Here is a 16,206-nt window from a genome sequence, read left to right on the forward strand (position 1 = left end):
CTTTTTCTTTACGTTATATTGATATTTATTTCTTATCGCTATTGAAATATTTTTCTACGTCTTCAACGTGATCAGGCATAGCAATAATATTTTTGTCTTTGTCTAATACGAAATAAGACGGAGTACCAAGTAGGTTATATTTTTTTACGGTTTCGTTGTCAAACTTATACTCAGGATGTGTTCCAATAGCATTGTGCCATCCTGGTAAATTCTTAACAAACTCGTCCCATTCATTTTCTTCATTTTCAATACCAAAAGAAACTACCGATACTTCTTTATGAGTTTGCATAAACTTATAAAGTTCTGGAATTTCTTTTATACAGTGTGGGCAACCAGTACTCCAGAATACTAACAAATACTTGTTTCCATCATTTAATGTTGATAATTTATATTCTTTATCTCCTTCTTTCCAAGAAAAGTCAGGTGCCACTCTACCTACTGTTGCAAGTAAGATGTCTAGTTTTTCCTTTTTAAAATCAACATCTTGATCTTCAGCAGGAAGTTTGTCATAATATTCAGCAAACATCCAGTCTACTGCAGGCCCGTTACGTTTTTCAGTAAGAGCACTAATTAAATAATCGATAACTGCTTTTTCTAACTTGTTAGAAGAAATTTTCTTCATAACATTGGTAATAGATTCCTTTATTAATTTTTGTTGAACATCCTTATCTTCTGAATAATTTAGGTAAAAAACATAATCGTTAATTCGGTCAATCAAAAAAGAAGAATTGTATAGTTTGTCACTTTTAAAATCTACATATTCAAAAAAGTTTTCACTAGTAGCAGATAAATAATCTTGAACGTTATCATGAGGGTTAGATGAATTATAACGGCGAGAGGCTTTTATAAAACTATTTACTAACATTCCTTCAGACTTATTTTCATACATTTCTTGAACATCTTCTAACTCTTTAAGCTCTTTTTTGTATGCTTTTTTTGTGTCTTTTGATTTAGTTTCAATATAAGAAGCTTGTAATGAATCTATCTTTTTTTGAACAGCATTATATGCTTGTAAGTATTCATTGTATAATTTGTTTTCTCTAGAGCTAGTAAATAAAACCGATTGGTCCGGATATTTTGGATTAAAAACAAATTCAACATTTTCTTTATTAAAGAAAAAATCAACAAAACCTGCACCAGAATTTCTATAAGTAGCTCTGTAAGCACCTGGAGTTGCTGTATTAGGTAGTTCAAAACTAAATTTACCTAAAACTTGTTTTTCACCGCTTATAGCTACAGTATCAAATTTAATGGTGGCATTGGCAAGAAACTTTTGTTTTGCTCCCTCAATTTTATATAAAATAACCCAATCTCCTTTGTCTGGAGGGGTCATGGTACCTTTAACAGTATACTGTGCATTTGCAAGTGATGTAGTGAATATTAATAGAGCCAGTAATTTTTTCATCATAATATTTAAAAAGGGTTATTAATAAGGTTTTAAAACTAGTCATTTACGAACTTCTATCCAAGAAGTGTACCACTTTTATTTTATCTTGTGTATTTTAGAAACGTTTTTTTAATCATTTGAAAACATGAACTTTAAAGAACAAATATTTTGGGTAACAGGTGCGTCTTCAGGAATCGGTAAATCTCTAGTCATTGAGTTATCTAATTATGAAGCAAAATTAATTATATCATCAAGAAATGAAAGCATTTTAAGAGAAGTGAAAAAGAGTTGTAAATTTCCTGAAAAAGTTATGATTTTGCCTTTAGATTTAGAAGATTATGAAAACCTTCATGAGAGGGTAATCAAAGCAATTTCATTTTTTGGAAGAGTAGATGTTTTAGTGAACAACGGAGGAATAAGTCAACGATCGCTAGTGAAAAATACTTCAATAAAAGTTGATAAACGTTTGCTGGATGTTAATTATTTAGGAACTGTGGCGCTTACAAAAGCCTTGTTACCTCATTTTATTGAAAATAAATCAGGGCATTTTGTTGTAACTACGAGTATTGTTGGTAAAATAGGAACTCCATTACGTTCTACGTACGCTGCTACGAAACATGCTTTACATGGTTTTTTTGATAGTTTGAGAGCAGAACATTATAAAGACAACATTGCTGTTACTTTAATTTGTCCAGGATTTGTAACTACCAATGTGTCGAAAAATGCATTAACAGGAAATGGTACCCCGCAAAGTACAATGGACATAGCGACAGCAAATGGTATAGATCCAGATAGATTTGCTAGAATGATGTTAAAAGCTATAAAGAATAAAAAAGAAGAAGTTTATATAGCAGGTGTGAAGGAAAAGTTAGGTGTATATACGAAACGTTTTTTCCCTAAGTTATTATCAAAAATGATTCGGAAATTAAGTGTTACTTAATCAAAAAAATTAATTAGTTCAAAATAATTAATGATGGCTTCTTTCATTAAAACAGATTGTTCCCCAGGTTTTAAATTAGGTAATTCTGTTAAAGTTTTATAATGAGGCCATCCATCATCGTCAAAAAAATCGAATTCATAGTATCCGTAAGGTTCTAACAACTTACAAATAGCAATATGCATAAGGTTGACCTTTTCATCTTTTTTAAACTTACGATGCCCTTGTCCCAATTCTTGAACGCCAATTAGGTAGATAACTCCATCTATATTAAGCTCATCACCGTCAGCAAATTGTTGTGATAATTGAGTTATTACAAAATCCCACTTTTCTTTTAAATTGATTTCTTTTGCCATTTGTGCTTTTTGAAAAAGCAAAGATACAAATGAGTTATGTATATTTGAGCATAGATTTTATAGTAGAAGGCTTTTATATTTATGAATACTTTTGATATTATTATTGCAGCATTACTACTTTTTGGCTTTGTAAGAGGTTTAATGAAAGGGTTGTTTGTAGAGGTTGCTTCACTAGTTGCTTTGGTTGCAGGAGTTTATGGGGCTATCCATTTTTCATACTTTATTGGAGATTGGTTGAAAACTAGTGTTACTTGGGATGAAAAGTATATTTCTTTGGCGGCTTTTGCTGGAACTTTTGTGGTAATAATTGTAGCTATAGCACTATTAGGAAAAATTTTAACCAAAATAGCTGATTTTGCAGCTTTAGGAATTTTGAACAAAATTTTAGGTGGTGTTTTCGGTGCTTTAAAAATTGGATTAATTTTAAGTGTAGTTTTTATTTTCTTCGGAAAAATGAATGATACTATTCCGTTTGTAAAAGAGAAAAGCCTAGAAGAGTCTATTTTATTTAAACCAGTAAAGAAGATTGCTCCAACGATTTTTCCTTCGATTATAAAAGACCAAGAAACACAAGAAAATAAAGATAATAAAGAGCTAGAAATAACAATATAAGTGCTGAGCCTCTTTAATTTGTTAAAATCTATCGGGTGTCATCTCTTAATATACTAAGACCAACTTCTCTTTTTAAACCCTTCCTCTGTATACTTTTTGTACTGTAACAGTTTTATAATTAGGTTTACACATTAAATCTATCAAAAAGTCAATATAAAATTTATATTGACTTTCTATTTTATTTCTTTTGCCCAACTATGGAGCTGGATTAGGAATCATTGTATGCACCGCTTCAATCTCTGCTAAAATATCTTCAGACAGTTCAATATTAATAGAATTGATATTCTCTTTTAGCTGACTCATTTTTGTAGCTCCAATAATATTACTCGTTACAAATGGTAACTGATTGATGTATGCTAACGACAACTCTGTTAATGTTAACCCGTGTTTATTTGCTATTTTTTGATACTCTAAAACCGCTTTTTCTGAACCTTCATTTTTATATCTAGCGATAAACCTTGGAAATAAGGTTCCTCTCGCTCCCTCTGGAGTTTTTCCATCAATATATTTTCCTGTTAATACTCCTTGTGCTAAAGGAGAGTAAGCCAGTAAGCCAATATTTTCTCTCATAGAAACCTCAGACATTCCCACTTCATATCCTCTATGAATTAACGAGTACGAGTTTTGAATCGTAACCATTCTTGGTAAACCATGCTGTTCTGCTGTTTGCAGATATTTCATCGTTCCCCAAGGAGTTTCGTTAGACAAACCTACATGTTTTATCTTTCCTTGTTTTACGAAGTCATTCAAAGTTTCTAAAATCTCTAAATGCTTTTCAGCTTCTTCTGCAGAAGTTTTATACGGATAATCACGTACTCCAAAACAGTTTACTCCACGATCTGGCCAATGCAATTGATATAAATCGATGTAATCTGTTTGTAACCGTTTCAAGCTACCTTCTATAGCTTCTGATATATTTTTTCTATTGAAGCCACCTGTTCTAATATGAGCTGTGTAATCGCCTCCTCCAGCAATTTTAGACGCTAACACTACTTTTTCTCTGTTTCCTGTTTTCTTAAACCAAGAACCAATAATTTTTTCTGTTGCTCCGTATGTTTCTGGTGTTGCTGGTACAGAATACAATTCTGCGGTATCAAAAAAGTTTACCCCTTTCTCTAAGGCGTAATCCATTTGTTCATGACCTTCTGCTTCAGTATTCTGTCGACCCCATGTCATTGTTCCTAAACAAATTTTAGAAACTTTTACATCGGTATTGGGTAGTGTTGTGTATTTCATTTATTCTGTAATTATTAAAGATTTACTGTAAACCAATGATCATTTCGAAAGAGGTACAATTGAGAAATCTTTAATTTAAAAAGTTACTCCTTTATTAGATTTCTCGCTACCACTCGAAATGACGAATTATTTTAAAATAGCTTCAATTCCTGGTAAGGTTTGTCCTTCTAGCATTTCTAACATTGCTCCTCCACCTGTAGATACATAACTCACTTTATCAGCAAATCCGAATTGTTTTACCGCAGCAACCGAATCTCCACCACCTACAAGTGAGAACGCTCCATTTTTAGTTGCTTCTTCAATAGCATGTCCTAAACCAATGGTTCCTTGTGCAAACTTTTCCATTTCAAAAACTCCTAAAGGACCATTCCATAAAATTGTTTTTGATTTTGCGATAACTTCAGCAAACTTTTCAACAGTTTTAGATCCACAATCTAATCCCATCCATCCATCAGGAATTTCGTTTGTATCTACTACTTGCGTATTCGCATCGTTTGAAAAAGCATCTGCAATAACAGCATCTATTGGTAAATGGATTTCTGTATTATTCTCTTTTGCTTTCGCTAAAATTTCTAATGCCAACTCTAATTTATCCTCTTCAACTAATGAGTTTCCTATCTTACCTCCTAAAGCTTTGATAAACGTAAACGTCATACCACCACCAACAATAATGTGATCTACTTTTTCAATAATATTTTCAATCACACCAATTTTAGACGACACTTTCGCCCCTCCTAAAATAGCGGTCACTGGTTTCTCTGAATTGTTTAATACCTTATCGATGCTTTCAATCTCAGTTGCTAATAAATTTCCAAAGCATTTATTTTCTGGAAAAAATTGTGCGATAATCGCAGTAGATGCATGTGCTCTGTGTGCTGTACCAAAAGCATCATTTACATACGCATCTCCCCATTTAGCTAATTGTTCAGCAAAAGCAACATCTCCCGCTTTTTCTTCTGTATAAAAACGTAAGTTTTCTAACAATAAAACTTCTCCGCTTTTTAAATTAGTTACTGCTTCTTCAACTACTGAACCAATACAATCATCAACAAACTTCACTTGTACACCTAACACTTCTGTTACCTTGCTAACAATATGACGTAACGAAAATTGATCTTCTTTTCCTTTCGGACGCCCTAAATGCGACATTAACACACAGCTACCACCATCTTCTAATATTTTAATAATCGTTGGTTTTGCTGCTTGGATTCTTGTATCGTCTGTTACTTCAAAACTATCGTTTAAAGGCACATTAAAATCTACGCGAATTAATGCTTTTTTATTTTCGAAATTGAAATCGTTCAATGTTTTCATTTTAAGTTGTGTTCTGTTTCAGCAAACAAAAATAATTATTTAAATCTGATTGGTTTCTATTCTTTTTGAGCTTTCAATCTTATATCTTTGTTAAACTTACATGCTTATTAATATGAACACAACATCTATAAAAATAACTTCTGAAAAACTTAATTTACAGGAATGTTACGATTTTGTAGCTGATCCTTCTTGTGGTGGAATCGCTGTTTTTGTAGGTACTGTAAGAAATGCTACACAAAACAAAAAAGTAACTCAACTAGATTTTTCTACCTACAAGCCCATGGCAATTAAGGAAATGCAAAAAATTGCGGATGCAGTTTTGGGAAAGTTTAGTGTAACAAAAATTGCTATTCACCATGCGGAAGGCTTGTTAACGATTGGTGATGTTCCTGTAATTATTACTGTTTCTTCTCCACATAGAAAAGCGGCTTTTGAAGCTTGCCAATATGCTATAGATACCTTAAAAGAAGCAGTTCCTATTTGGAAAAAAGAATTTTTTGAAGATGGTGGAGTTTGGGTGAATGCGCACCCTTAAAAACACTATATTTGGTAATAAATCATTTCTAATAATGTAAATGCATAACAATCTTTATTTGGGCATTAGCTCAGTTGGCTAGAGCGTTTGACTGGCAGTCAAAAGGTCATCGGTTCGACTCCGATATGCTCCACTATTTTTAAAATTATGATTGAGTTTACCACAGCTTCTAATCAAACAGAATTGCTTCAAATATTGAAGTTGCAACAACAGAACTTGCCTGGTAATTTATCAGAAATAGACAAAAAAGAACAAGGTTTTGTTACCGTTCATCATGATTTGGAATTACTGCAAAAAATGAATGATGTACATCCGCATATTATTGCAAAAAGTAACGGACTTGTTGTTGGTTATGCTTTATCCATGTCTAAAATTTTCAGAAATGACATCCCTATTCTCATTCCTATGTTTGATGAAATAGACACTACTTCAGAGGGTGCTAAACCTTATATTTTAATGGGGCAAGTTTGTATAGACAAGCATTACCGAGGAAAGGGAATTTTTAGAGGTTTATATACTAAAATGAAAGAAGAATTCTCTGAAATATACGATTCTATCATTACTGAAATTGATAAGAAAAACACTCGATCTATCAATGCACATAAAGCGATTGGTTTTAGAACTTTAAAAACCTACACAAGTAACGACCAAGATTGGAAAATTGTTTATTTAAAGATTTAATAAGGTAAATCGGTAGGCTCAATAAAATTGATTGTCGGGTCGTATAATTCCGTTAACAGATTCTTTATTTCTGCTATAAATTCTTCTAATCTTTCTTCTGTAATAGCGTTATCAGGTTTTCGATAATTAGATGAGAAATTCATCTGTAAAAAGCCACTTTTTAAGTTTTTGAAGGAGATAATTCCTGCTGCCAATCGTTTCTCAAAATTAAATTGTGTGTGTTGAGTATATAAAAACGCATATAACATTACCTGAATGGCTTTGTGGTATTTTAAATCGCGTATCACTTCAAAGTCGAGTACTTTTAAGTTCGTGCTATCAACCATTCCTGTTTTATAATCAATAATTCTAGTAACACCGTTGAGTTCATCAATTCGATCGACAATTCCTTTTATTTTTATTGGAAAATCAATTCCTTCAACCTTTATTTCTGAAGACAATTCCTGCTCAGTAGCAATTATTTTTAGTTGGTTATTCTCATCTTTCAGCAATTGTTTTTCCTTTAGTAAAAAATTCTCTACAAAACGATTTGCAACTTCAAAAATTAATCGATTCTTTCCTGTAGTTAAATCTCCGTTTTTAAAATGTTTTGAAAAATAAAAAGTTACGAGTTCTTTGGTTTTCTTCTGCATATTTTCAACATCTCCTAATTGCAAATATTTTCCTTCAAAGGGTTTATATAATTCTTCTAAGATATCATGCACAACAGTTCCCATCGTATTTGCAGCAACTGTTTCTTCAACGTCGTCTAGTTCATTAATTTTTAAAATTTTCTGTTTGTAAAAGGCAATCGGATTGTACAAATAATTGGTTAATGCTGATGGAGAAATCCCTTTTTGAGCTAATTCTTGTAAGCGTTCAAGAACTTTTTCATCCTTCTGAATTTCTTTTAATTGAACAGGCGATGTTACTACTTTAGGACTCACTATTTTTTCGGTAATATCGTCTCGCATCATTTCTAACTGCGTTACAAAACGACTTTTTTCTCCGCTTCCAAATACATCATGCTCTGTATTGTACAAAATGTAAATGTTTTTAGCACGTTGTAACAATCGGAAAAAATGGTAGGAGAATAGAGCATCTTTTTCTCTGTAGGTTGGCAACCCAAATTCAATCTTTACATCAAAAGGAATAAACGTGTTTTGTTGCTGATTGGCAGGCAAAACTCCTTCATTCACAGAAGTTATAATAACATTTTCAAAATCTAATACACGTGTTTCTAATACTCCCATTAACTGCAACCCTTGTAAAGGTTCTCCTTGAAATGATAAACTTTCCGATTGTATTAGTTGTCTAAAAAACTGATGTAAGGTTTTTAAATCTTGTACATAACCAAACTCATTATGCAAGTTTTGTAACTGAGTAAATGCAGTATAAAATCGGAATAAGTACTCTTTTTCTAACTCGTTAGTATTTTCCTTCAACAAGTTAATTAACTCTATAATTCTGTTTAAAAACTCACTAATTGATACTAACGGATTAAAAATTGTCGTTATAGTTTTCTTTATTTCTTCACTTACAACAGACAAAAATGTTACAACCTCTTCTTGACCAACAAACGTATTGTTTTCTTTAGCAATCGCTTCTGAAAGTGTATCGGCTATATTAGTTTGCTCATCAATCTGTAATAATCGATAAATGGTGGTATCTTTTACTAATCGAATTACATCTTTATGATAAAAAAGATTTTCTTTCTTCTTTTCTAACTTTTCTTGATTTATAAATAGATGGAAAATAGCAAATACTAAACTTGTAGTAGGCACATCTTTTAAAGGGTATCCCATTGTAATGTTAACTGCATTTACAGTTTCGGGTAATGAATTTAAGGTAATTGGCAACAAAGTTTCATCTGCCAAAACCAATGCTGTATTGTTGTAATTAGGAAGTTTAGCTAAAATCTCTCCTGCATATTTTATCTGCGTGATGTTTTTTGAAGCTCCGATAACCTCAATATGTTTCTTTTCAGAAAAATATTCTTTAATCGTTTGAATTGGGTGCTGCTGATAATACTTCCATCGAGTTTTGTACTTCCTTAAAAAGCTTCCTGCTTGGTGTTGACTTTCGTAAAACGTTTTGTCAATATCCCAATAAGCTTCTGCATTTCCATTCAACAAAAATTGTTCAAACAAGAATTCTTCCGCTGCATTTAATGCATTGAACCCGATAAAAAAGTATTTTTTCTGTTGATTTCTATGGATAAAATCCGTTACTTTTTTAGTTGATTCTCTATATAAAACCCCTTGGTATCCGATATTATTTTCAAGTAAAAACTGATAAAAAGTATCGTAATATTTATTCAACTTTTCCATGAAAGCAAAATGGTCTTTCATTAATTCAGTTTCTTGAAACTCTCCCTTTACTGACCATTTTCGTAAGCGATGAATGTCTCGCAAATACACAAATATTTCTCGTGTGTTAATCAAATGCTGATCGATCTCATTAAAATCTTGCAATACTGTAAATGCCCATGATGAAAACACATCAAAAGAATCTGGGGTTTCTTCTTGTTTTTTATAAATTGTATAAAAATGAAAAAGGAGCTGGACGGAGTCTACCTTTTTCATTTTTGAAATTTCTTCAATAAAATCACCAATATTGATAATCTCTGGTAAAAAACCTGCCGAAATTTTCTTTTTAAACGTTTCTTTTACAAAAACTCCTGCCCTTTGTGAAGGCAATATAAACACAACATTTTCAAACGATTTGGTGTTTTGTAAAATAATATCTAACGTTTCTGAGATAAAAGACTGCATACCTTGGTTTTCTTGTAAGCAAAGTACAATTTTTATCCTACTTTTGATAGTACAGACAATATATGATTATGAACACAACGAATACTTTAAAAGTAGCTTTGATTCAATCGGATTTGGTTTGGGAAAATCCAACAGAAAACAGAAAACGATTTGAAAAAAAAATCAATGGTTTATCAGACGAGATTGATTTAATCGTTTTACCTGAAATGTTTACTACAGGTTTTACCATGAATGCTTCAGCAGTTGCTGAAACTATGGAAGGAGAAACAGTACAATGGTTGCAAAATTTAGCACAAGAAAAGAGCATTGCTATTACTGGAAGTATAATTATTAGTGAAAATAATAATTTTTACAATCGTTTATTATTTGTGCATCCTTCAGGAAAAATAGATTCGTATAACAAAAAACATACGTTTACGCTAGCAGGCGAACATGAAGTATTTTCTGCAGGAACTGAGAGAATTATAGTTGGCTATAAAGGATGGAAAATTTGTCCGTTAATTTGTTATGATTTACGCTTTCCTGTATGGGCTAGAAATACTGAAAATTACGATTTATTACTCTATGTGGCAAGTTGGCCTAAACCGCGTATTGAAGCATGGGACAGCTTATTAAAAGCTCGTGCTATTGAAAATATGAGTTATACGATTGGAGTAAATAGAGTAGGTGTAGACGTTAACGGTTATGAATATATTGGAAATACGGTTTGTTACGATACTCTAGGCAATTGTTTAGCTAAAAATAACCAAGGAACTGAGGAAATATTAATTATTGAGTTAGATAAAGATAAACAAATAGAAACACGCAAGCGTTTTTGTTTTTTAGATGACAGAGATGCCTTTGTTATTAAAAAATAACGTCATTACGAGGAGTTTATGACGAAGTAATCTGTTTGTAGAATAACCATAAACCAGAAGATTACTTCACTACCGTTCGTAATGACGCTACTTAATCAGTTTATGCAGGAATCATCCATTTAAAATTGAACTTAGTATCTGGTACTACAATACGTTCTGTGATTCGATACATTCTATCTGGTAACTTCATTAAGAAATCTCGTGCTTTTTCTGCTTCTGGAGTTAAATTAGTAATCTTATCTATTTCCCAAGCTTCATTTAGTTTTCTCACAATATCAACATAGTCAAAGCCGGTGTATACACCTATTCGTTGCGCAACGGTTGAAAAATCGTCAAACAGACTTCCTTTCTCCCCAAATGATTCTCTTAAATGCATTGCAGGCATAACTATTTTGTGTTTCATCATGTGTTGAAATGCCAACATCATTTCACTTGGGTCAATCTTGAAGATTTCCTTTACAAACTCTGTATACGCTAGGTGATGACGCATTTCATCTCCCGCAATAATTCGAGACATTTTTGCCAAAGCTTTGTGCCCTTTCTTTTTCGCTATTTTTGCTACATTTAAGTGCGAAATATACGTTGCTAGCTCTTGAAAACTAGTGTAGACAAAGTTTTTATACGGATCTGTTGCTGTACCGATATCAAATCCATCAGCAATTAAATGCTGTGTAGATACTTCTACCTCACGCATATTTACTCTTCCTGAAAGATATAAATACTTATTTAACACATCTCCATGACGATTTTCTTCAGCTGTCCAAGCACGAATCCATTTTGCCCAACCATTGTCTGGTTGTTGTGTTACTCCATCTAAATCTAACAACCATGATTCATAGGTTGGTAAAGCTTCTTCAGTGATTGTGTCACCTACTAAAACCACCCAAAAATCATCGTCAAGCTCCTTTGAAATTTCTTGAATTTCTTTTACTTCATCAATAAAAGAATCTTTTTGAGAATTAGGTAAAAAATCGGTTGGTTGCCAAATTTTTTCAATTGGCATTAAGAATTTGTCTACAAAACTGTCTATATTTTTTTCCAGCGTTTGCATTACTTCCTTTCGTATGTTTTGTAATGACATAATGAAATTTAAGGATTATATTTATTGTTGTTTGTTTTTAGTGTATTCCAGATTTAACTGTTGCTTCCACTTTGGTAATTAACTCATCAAACGGTAAGCTGTCTACTTTTATTGGTTCATGAGTCTGGATCTTTATAGGACTTCCTATTCCTAATGGAAATTTTCCGTATTTAAATACTTTCCACGAATTATTTATTGATAACGGAACGATATAAGCTTGTGGATTGTATTTAGCTATCATTTTAAGCCCGTTTACAGAGAATACCTTTGGTTTTCCTGTTCTACTTCTTGTTCCTTCCGGAAAAATCGCGGCAGACCATTTATTTTTATTAATTCGTTTGGCGAACTTGCCTAATTCAGATAAGGCTTGCTTAGGATCTTTCCTGTCAATTAAAGCAGCTCCTCCATATTTTAAATTGAAAGAGATACTGGGAATTCCTTTCCCTAGCTCTTTTTTTGATACAAATTTTGGGTAATGTTTTCTAAGGTACCAAATTATTGGCGGAATATCAAATGTACTTTGATGATTTGCTACAAAAATCAACGTTGTGTTTTTTGGCAACTTGTGTTTGTTTTCAAACTCAACTCGAATTCCTAAAATCAATAAAGATTTTATTAGGAACCAATTCATAATATTTACTACATTTTGGTGTCCTTCTTGACCAAAGAGTTTTAACCCTAACCATTGTAATGGGTGAAAAATTAATAATAAAGAAAAAAACACCAATGCAAAGATTGATGAGAGTATATAACTTAAAACCTTCATTTTATATAGTTATTTTTTTGTTTGCTTAGTTCTATTAATATAATAGATAAAATCGTTATCAAATCATACCGATTTCATTATTAAAACTTTACTGATGCGCAAAAATAGAAAATCCCGCGGAAGCGGGACTATAATTTTATCTTAAAACCAATTATTCCAAGGAATTCTTGAGAGAATTAATAACAACGCCAATCCGTAAAAGATAGCAAAGGTTTTAAACTTGGCTTCGCTTTTTACTTGTTTTTTATGTTTAGACCATCCTATCGTAATTAACACTATAGCAATAATCATAGTTAATGGATGTTCAATTGCCAATAATCTTGCTGCTGGCTCTTTCATCACCTCTCCTCCATTAGCTTTTAAAGCTTGATACCAAGGAGACATAAAATACCATCCTAAGCCTATTAATAATTGAATATGAGTAGTGATTAGAGTAAATAAACCTAAACGGAACTCTTTATGGGTAAATTCTTTTTTTTGTACTAAGCCTATAATAGCATTTACTACCGTAAATATTAAAACTGCTAATACAATATATGCCCAATAAGAGTGCAAATTTTTCATCATGATTTGTTAATTTTTTGTACTTGTAAAAGTACTGAATTTTCTGCATAAAAAAACCACCTCGTGTAAGGTGGTTTTTGAGTTTTGTGTAGATTTAGTAATTAGAATGTATAGTTTACACCTATATTCCAAGTTCTTCCTAATCCGAAGTATACTCTGTTACTTGTATTGATTCCTCTATAAGTATCATCTCCAGGCTTAGCTTCGATATTCGTATCAGATTCTGACATGTATAATTCGTCAGTTAAGTTACTAACATTTAATCTTAATCCAATAGAGCTATTATTTTTAAAACTATACTTATACGATAATCCAGTATCTATTAATGCATAACCTGGTAACTGAATAGTTTTTCTATTTTTAGCCTCTAAAATATCTGATGGTGAATCAGTTGAGCTTGCTCCGAAAGATTCTGGATCAATTCCTCCACCATATAAACTTCCTACATAAAAGCTACTAATATCAAATCTTAAACCTTCTGTAACTTTATAATCAAATCCTAATCTGAAAGTAGTTTGAGGTGCATCACCGACTTTTTTACCATCTAAGTATAAAGTTTGTGTTTGCTCTTGACCATTAACTAAAACAGGGTTGTTTGATTCATCAAAATACGTAGCAGTTACATCCGCACCATATTCATAATTAGCTATAGACCCCATTAAGCTTACTGTTAAATTTCCAAATTTTGCAGTAGCATCCAACTCAACACCTTGGTGAACTTGTTCAACGCCTTCTAAGTTAGCAGTACCTCTTACTTCATTCGCTTGACCTCTATTAAATGTAGCAGATGCTCTTAAGAATCTATCTTTCCAAGATGTTCTATATAAGTTTAAGTTAACACTATAATTTTCATGACGGAAACCATAGCCAATTTCTAATCCTAAAATTTTCTCATTGGTTAATCCTTCGTTAACGTTATTATCATTGTAGTTAGGGAATACAGCATCAAATAACGGTTGCTTAGAATAGAAACCAGCATTACCAAATATGTTATGCTCTTCATTAATATTCCAGTTAAGACCACCTTTCACATTTCCACCCCATAAATTTTGCCAATCAGATTCTTGCTCTGGGTCAGAATCTAAATAGTTAAAATAATCAATTCTTTTGAATCCTTGACGAGAAACAGCTGCCTGAATAAATGCAGAAATATCATCATTCTTATACTCTAACTGAGTAAATCCACCCATCCAGTTTACTTTACCATCATTGTAATAATCTACTTTTACTTCATCATCTATATTAGAAAACACATTTAAAATATTAGAGATAGAAGGTTCATACGTTTTTGTTACTACGTTACCTAAATTATTAATATTATCATTATCGATATAAGCATCAGCTCCCATTAAATCAACTAATCTTCTATAGTGAATTCCTTTATAAGTTCTCAAATCAACTCCAAAATCAAGCGTTAAGTTCTCGTTTAATTCTGTATTAAAGTTAGAAATAATTCCAAACCAGTTGTGTGAATTCATTGAAGATCTTTGTGTAATTCCATTCTCAGCACTATATCTCCAGTTGCTATCGTACCCTGAGATTAAACTTCTGTGGGGAGAGTAACTTTGGTTACCATTAATAAACTGACCTTGTATTGAAGCAGGTCCCCCTACGTTTCCAGTATACGCTTCTCTATCTGCTCCAAAATCAGGAACTGATTGTCCAGAGTTCCAAGCTACAATATCATCAAAACGAATTAATCCATTTTCATCTTTAAGATCATCTGAATAAGACTGACCTCCATTAATACGTCCTAACGAACCAACTGATCCTCCACGTCCTAGAGATGCATATAAAACCGTAGATAACTTAGAGTTATCATTTATGTTCCAGTCCCAGTTTAATGATGCTACTGGTTTGTGATAGAAGTTTCCGCTAAAAGTATCTTCTTTCCCTTTTCTATACCCCCAATCAGAATTGTATCTTCTGTTTGGTTCTCCATTACTACCATATTGAATATAAGTAGCTATACTTGGTGCAAAACCTCTTTGGTTATGTCTTTGTGGTGCACCTGTAATTGTTAATTGTAAATTATGATTATCATTTGGTCTGTATCCAAATGCCAAATAATAACTATATCCTTCGAATTCAGTACCATTAACATAACCGTCTCCATTTGTTCTACCAAATAAAGCTGAAACTGACATACCGTTTTCTAATAAACCTGTATTGTAAGAGACAGTTGTTTTTAAATAATTATCATTACCTACACTAGCATAAACTCTACCTCCCTCTTTCTTATCAGCAGAACTAGTTAATACGTTTATAGTACCACCAACAGAAGAAATAGCTAATTTAGAAGAACCCAAACCTCTTTGTACTTGCATTGCAGAAGTTACATCTGATAAACCTGCCCAGTTAGACCAATACACCCATCCGTTTTCCATATCGTTAACAGGCATACCATTAATCATAACAGCTGTGTTTCTTTGATCGAAACCACGAATATTGATTCTTGAATCACCAAAACCTCCACCTTGCTTTGTTGCATAAACAGAAGGTGTAGTGTTTAAAATTTCAGGAAACTCCTTAGATCCTAATTTTTCTTGAATTTCTTCTGCTTTAATAGTAGACACAGCAACTGGTGTGCTTCTATCTTTAGCAATATCAATAACTCCTGTGATAATAACCTCTCCTAGTACATTAGATGGTTCTAAAGCAATTGTTCCCAAATCAGAAGCCCCAGAAAAAGACACTTCTTTGTTGGTATATCCAACAAACGATACTACTACTGCCCCTGAATTAGAACTAGCGTTTAGTATAAATTTTCCATCAAAGTCAGTCGCTGATCCGTTAGTAGTCCCTTTTACTACAACGTTAGCTCCTGGTAATGGTTCCCCCATTTCGTCAACTACTGTACCAGTAATTTTTGTTTGACCTAAAACCGTAGCTGTTACAAAGAACAAAGCTACAAGTAATACATTTTTAAATGTTTTCATTTTTTAATCTAATTGTTATTAAATGCAGGTGCAAATATCCTGCTTTTCATTAGTGCTAATATTAACTTAATGTTAAGTTTTAACAAGAATTTAAGACACCACAATATACAAAAAATGATTTAAAACATTTAATTACAGCATTTTACCCCCCCCGGCATTGTTAATAAAATCTACATATAAGTTAAAAA

At 32.3% G+C, this 16,206-nt stretch carries 14 protein-coding genes and 1 tRNA gene; 6 read left to right on the forward strand and 9 right to left on the reverse strand.

Annotated elements, in window-relative coordinates; genetic code table 11:
* Positions 1 to 25: 25 nt before the first annotated feature.
* The gene (locus ABMY20_RS04335; protein WP_349264726.1) at positions 26 to 1,408 is read right to left on the reverse strand and encodes a TlpA disulfide reductase family protein; all 1,383 of its coding nucleotides are present in this window, start codon (positions 1,406 to 1,408) and stop codon (positions 26 to 28) included.
* A gap of 124 nt (positions 1,409 to 1,532) precedes the next feature.
* On the opposite strand from ABMY20_RS04335, the gene ABMY20_RS04340 reads away from it, so the two are divergent.
* Positions 1,533 to 2,327, forward strand: coding sequence for an SDR family oxidoreductase (locus ABMY20_RS04340; protein WP_349264727.1), 795 nt, complete (start codon positions 1,533 to 1,535; stop codon positions 2,325 to 2,327).
* Here the strand turns inward: ABMY20_RS04340 and ABMY20_RS04345 are convergent.
* Entirely contained in the window at positions 2,324 to 2,680 is a 357-nt protein-coding gene (locus ABMY20_RS04345; protein ID WP_047788262.1) for a hypothetical protein, read from the reverse strand. The two genes, ABMY20_RS04340 and ABMY20_RS04345, sit on opposite strands and share 4 nt — an antisense overlap.
* 81 nt (positions 2,681 to 2,761) lie before the next feature.
* Between ABMY20_RS04345 and ABMY20_RS04350 the strand changes: the two genes are divergently transcribed.
* Positions 2,762 to 3,292, forward strand: coding sequence for a CvpA family protein (locus tag ABMY20_RS04350; protein WP_159611057.1), 531 nt, complete (start codon positions 2,762 to 2,764; stop codon positions 3,290 to 3,292).
* A gap of 195 nt (positions 3,293 to 3,487) precedes the next feature.
* Here the strand turns inward: ABMY20_RS04350 and ABMY20_RS04355 are convergent, their stop codons facing one another.
* Positions 3,488 to 4,528, reverse strand: coding sequence for an NADP(H)-dependent aldo-keto reductase (locus tag ABMY20_RS04355; RefSeq protein WP_349264728.1), 1,041 nt, complete (start codon positions 4,526 to 4,528; stop codon positions 3,488 to 3,490).
* Positions 4,529 to 4,654: 126 nt separating this feature from the next.
* Positions 4,655 to 5,842 carry a phosphoglycerate kinase gene (locus ABMY20_RS04360; protein WP_239178223.1) on the reverse strand — a complete coding sequence of 396 codons (1,188 nt, stop codon included), beginning with the start codon at positions 5,840 to 5,842 and terminating at the stop codon, positions 4,655 to 4,657.
* A gap of 112 nt (positions 5,843 to 5,954) precedes the next feature.
* Here ABMY20_RS04360 and ABMY20_RS04365 point away from each other — a divergent pair, with 112 nt between their 5' ends.
* The 3 genes from ABMY20_RS04365 (at position 5,955) to ABMY20_RS04375 (ending at position 7,058) form a co-directional block, all read left to right on the forward strand.
* Positions 5,955 to 6,377, forward strand: coding sequence for a molybdenum cofactor biosynthesis protein MoaE (locus tag ABMY20_RS04365; protein ID WP_047787920.1), 423 nt, complete (start codon positions 5,955 to 5,957; stop codon positions 6,375 to 6,377).
* Between the two features lie 60 nt (positions 6,378 to 6,437).
* A tRNA-Ala gene (locus ABMY20_RS04370) sits at positions 6,438 to 6,510 on the forward strand.
* 14 nt (positions 6,511 to 6,524) lie between these two features.
* Positions 6,525 to 7,058, forward strand: a complete 534-nt coding sequence (locus ABMY20_RS04375) for a GNAT family N-acetyltransferase (protein ID WP_349264729.1) — start codon at positions 6,525 to 6,527, stop codon at positions 7,056 to 7,058.
* Here the strand turns inward: ABMY20_RS04375 and ABMY20_RS04380 are convergent.
* Positions 7,055 to 9,811, reverse strand: a complete 2,757-nt coding sequence (locus ABMY20_RS04380) for a PD-(D/E)XK nuclease family protein (RefSeq protein WP_349264730.1) — start codon at positions 9,809 to 9,811, stop codon at positions 7,055 to 7,057. The genes ABMY20_RS04375 and ABMY20_RS04380 overlap by 4 nt on opposite strands.
* Before the next feature lie 68 nt (positions 9,812 to 9,879).
* On the opposite strand from ABMY20_RS04380, the gene ABMY20_RS04385 reads away from it, so the two are divergent.
* Positions 9,880 to 10,668, forward strand: coding sequence for an amidohydrolase (locus ABMY20_RS04385; protein WP_349264731.1), 789 nt, complete (start codon positions 9,880 to 9,882; stop codon positions 10,666 to 10,668).
* 100 nt (positions 10,669 to 10,768) lie between these two features.
* Here ABMY20_RS04385 and ABMY20_RS04390 read toward each other — a convergent pair whose 3' ends face one another.
* The 4 genes from ABMY20_RS04390 to ABMY20_RS04405 form a co-directional block, all read right to left on the reverse strand.
* Positions 10,769 to 11,749 carry an acyl-ACP desaturase gene (locus ABMY20_RS04390; RefSeq protein WP_047787924.1) on the reverse strand — a complete coding sequence of 327 codons (981 nt, stop codon included), beginning with the start codon at positions 11,747 to 11,749 and terminating at the stop codon, positions 10,769 to 10,771.
* A gap of 37 nt (positions 11,750 to 11,786) precedes the next feature.
* Entirely contained in the window at positions 11,787 to 12,515 is a 729-nt protein-coding gene (locus tag ABMY20_RS04395; RefSeq protein ID WP_349264732.1) for a lysophospholipid acyltransferase family protein, read from the reverse strand.
* Positions 12,516 to 12,656: 141 nt separating this feature from the next.
* Positions 12,657 to 13,079, reverse strand: a complete 423-nt coding sequence (locus ABMY20_RS04400; protein WP_047787926.1) for a hypothetical protein — start codon at positions 13,077 to 13,079, stop codon at positions 12,657 to 12,659.
* Between the two features lie 101 nt (positions 13,080 to 13,180).
* A complete protein-coding gene (locus ABMY20_RS04405) occupies positions 13,181 to 16,018 on the reverse strand; it encodes a carboxypeptidase-like regulatory domain-containing protein (protein WP_349264733.1) in 2,838 nt (945 codons plus the stop codon).
* Positions 16,019 to 16,206: the final 188 nt, after the last annotated feature.

Origin of the sequence: Tenacibaculum sp. SSH1-16 (assembly GCF_040104435.1) — a bacterium.
GTDB classification, from domain to species: domain Bacteria; phylum Bacteroidota; class Bacteroidia; order Flavobacteriales; family Flavobacteriaceae; genus Polaribacter; species Polaribacter mesophilus.

Excerpts from the sequence above, each read along its gene's own strand:
- ABMY20_RS04390 (WP_047787924.1), bottom strand. The coding sequence starts at position 11,749 with ATGTCATTACAAAACATACGAAAGGAAGTAATGCAAACGCTGGAAAAA.
- ABMY20_RS04350 (WP_159611057.1), top strand. The coding sequence starts at position 2,762 with ATGAATACTTTTGATATTATTATTGCAGCATTACTACTTTTTGGCTTT.
- ABMY20_RS04355 (WP_349264728.1), bottom strand. The coding sequence starts at position 4,528 with ATGAAATACACAACACTACCCAATACCGATGTAAAAGTTTCTAAAATT.
- ABMY20_RS04400 (WP_047787926.1), bottom strand. The coding sequence starts at position 13,079 with ATGAAAAATTTGCACTCTTATTGGGCATATATTGTATTAGCAGTTTTA.
- ABMY20_RS04385 (WP_349264731.1), top strand. The coding sequence starts at position 9,880 with ATGAACACAACGAATACTTTAAAAGTAGCTTTGATTCAATCGGATTTG.
- ABMY20_RS04365 (WP_047787920.1), top strand. The coding sequence starts at position 5,955 with ATGAACACAACATCTATAAAAATAACTTCTGAAAAACTTAATTTACAG.
- ABMY20_RS04375 (WP_349264729.1), top strand. The coding sequence starts at position 6,525 with ATGATTGAGTTTACCACAGCTTCTAATCAAACAGAATTGCTTCAAATA.
- ABMY20_RS04405 (WP_349264733.1), bottom strand. The coding sequence starts at position 16,018 with ATGAAAACATTTAAAAATGTATTACTTGTAGCTTTGTTCTTTGTAACA.
- ABMY20_RS04380 (WP_349264730.1), bottom strand. The coding sequence starts at position 9,811 with ATGCAGTCTTTTATCTCAGAAACGTTAGATATTATTTTACAAAACACC.
- ABMY20_RS04345 (WP_047788262.1), bottom strand. The coding sequence starts at position 2,680 with ATGGCAAAAGAAATCAATTTAAAAGAAAAGTGGGATTTTGTAATAACT.
- ABMY20_RS04335 (WP_349264726.1), bottom strand. The coding sequence starts at position 1,408 with ATGATGAAAAAATTACTGGCTCTATTAATATTCACTACATCACTTGCA.
- ABMY20_RS04395 (WP_349264732.1), bottom strand. The coding sequence starts at position 12,515 with ATGAAGGTTTTAAGTTATATACTCTCATCAATCTTTGCATTGGTGTTT.
- ABMY20_RS04360 (WP_239178223.1), bottom strand. The coding sequence starts at position 5,842 with ATGAAAACATTGAACGATTTCAATTTCGAAAATAAAAAAGCATTAATT.
- ABMY20_RS04340 (WP_349264727.1), top strand. The coding sequence starts at position 1,533 with ATGAACTTTAAAGAACAAATATTTTGGGTAACAGGTGCGTCTTCAGGA.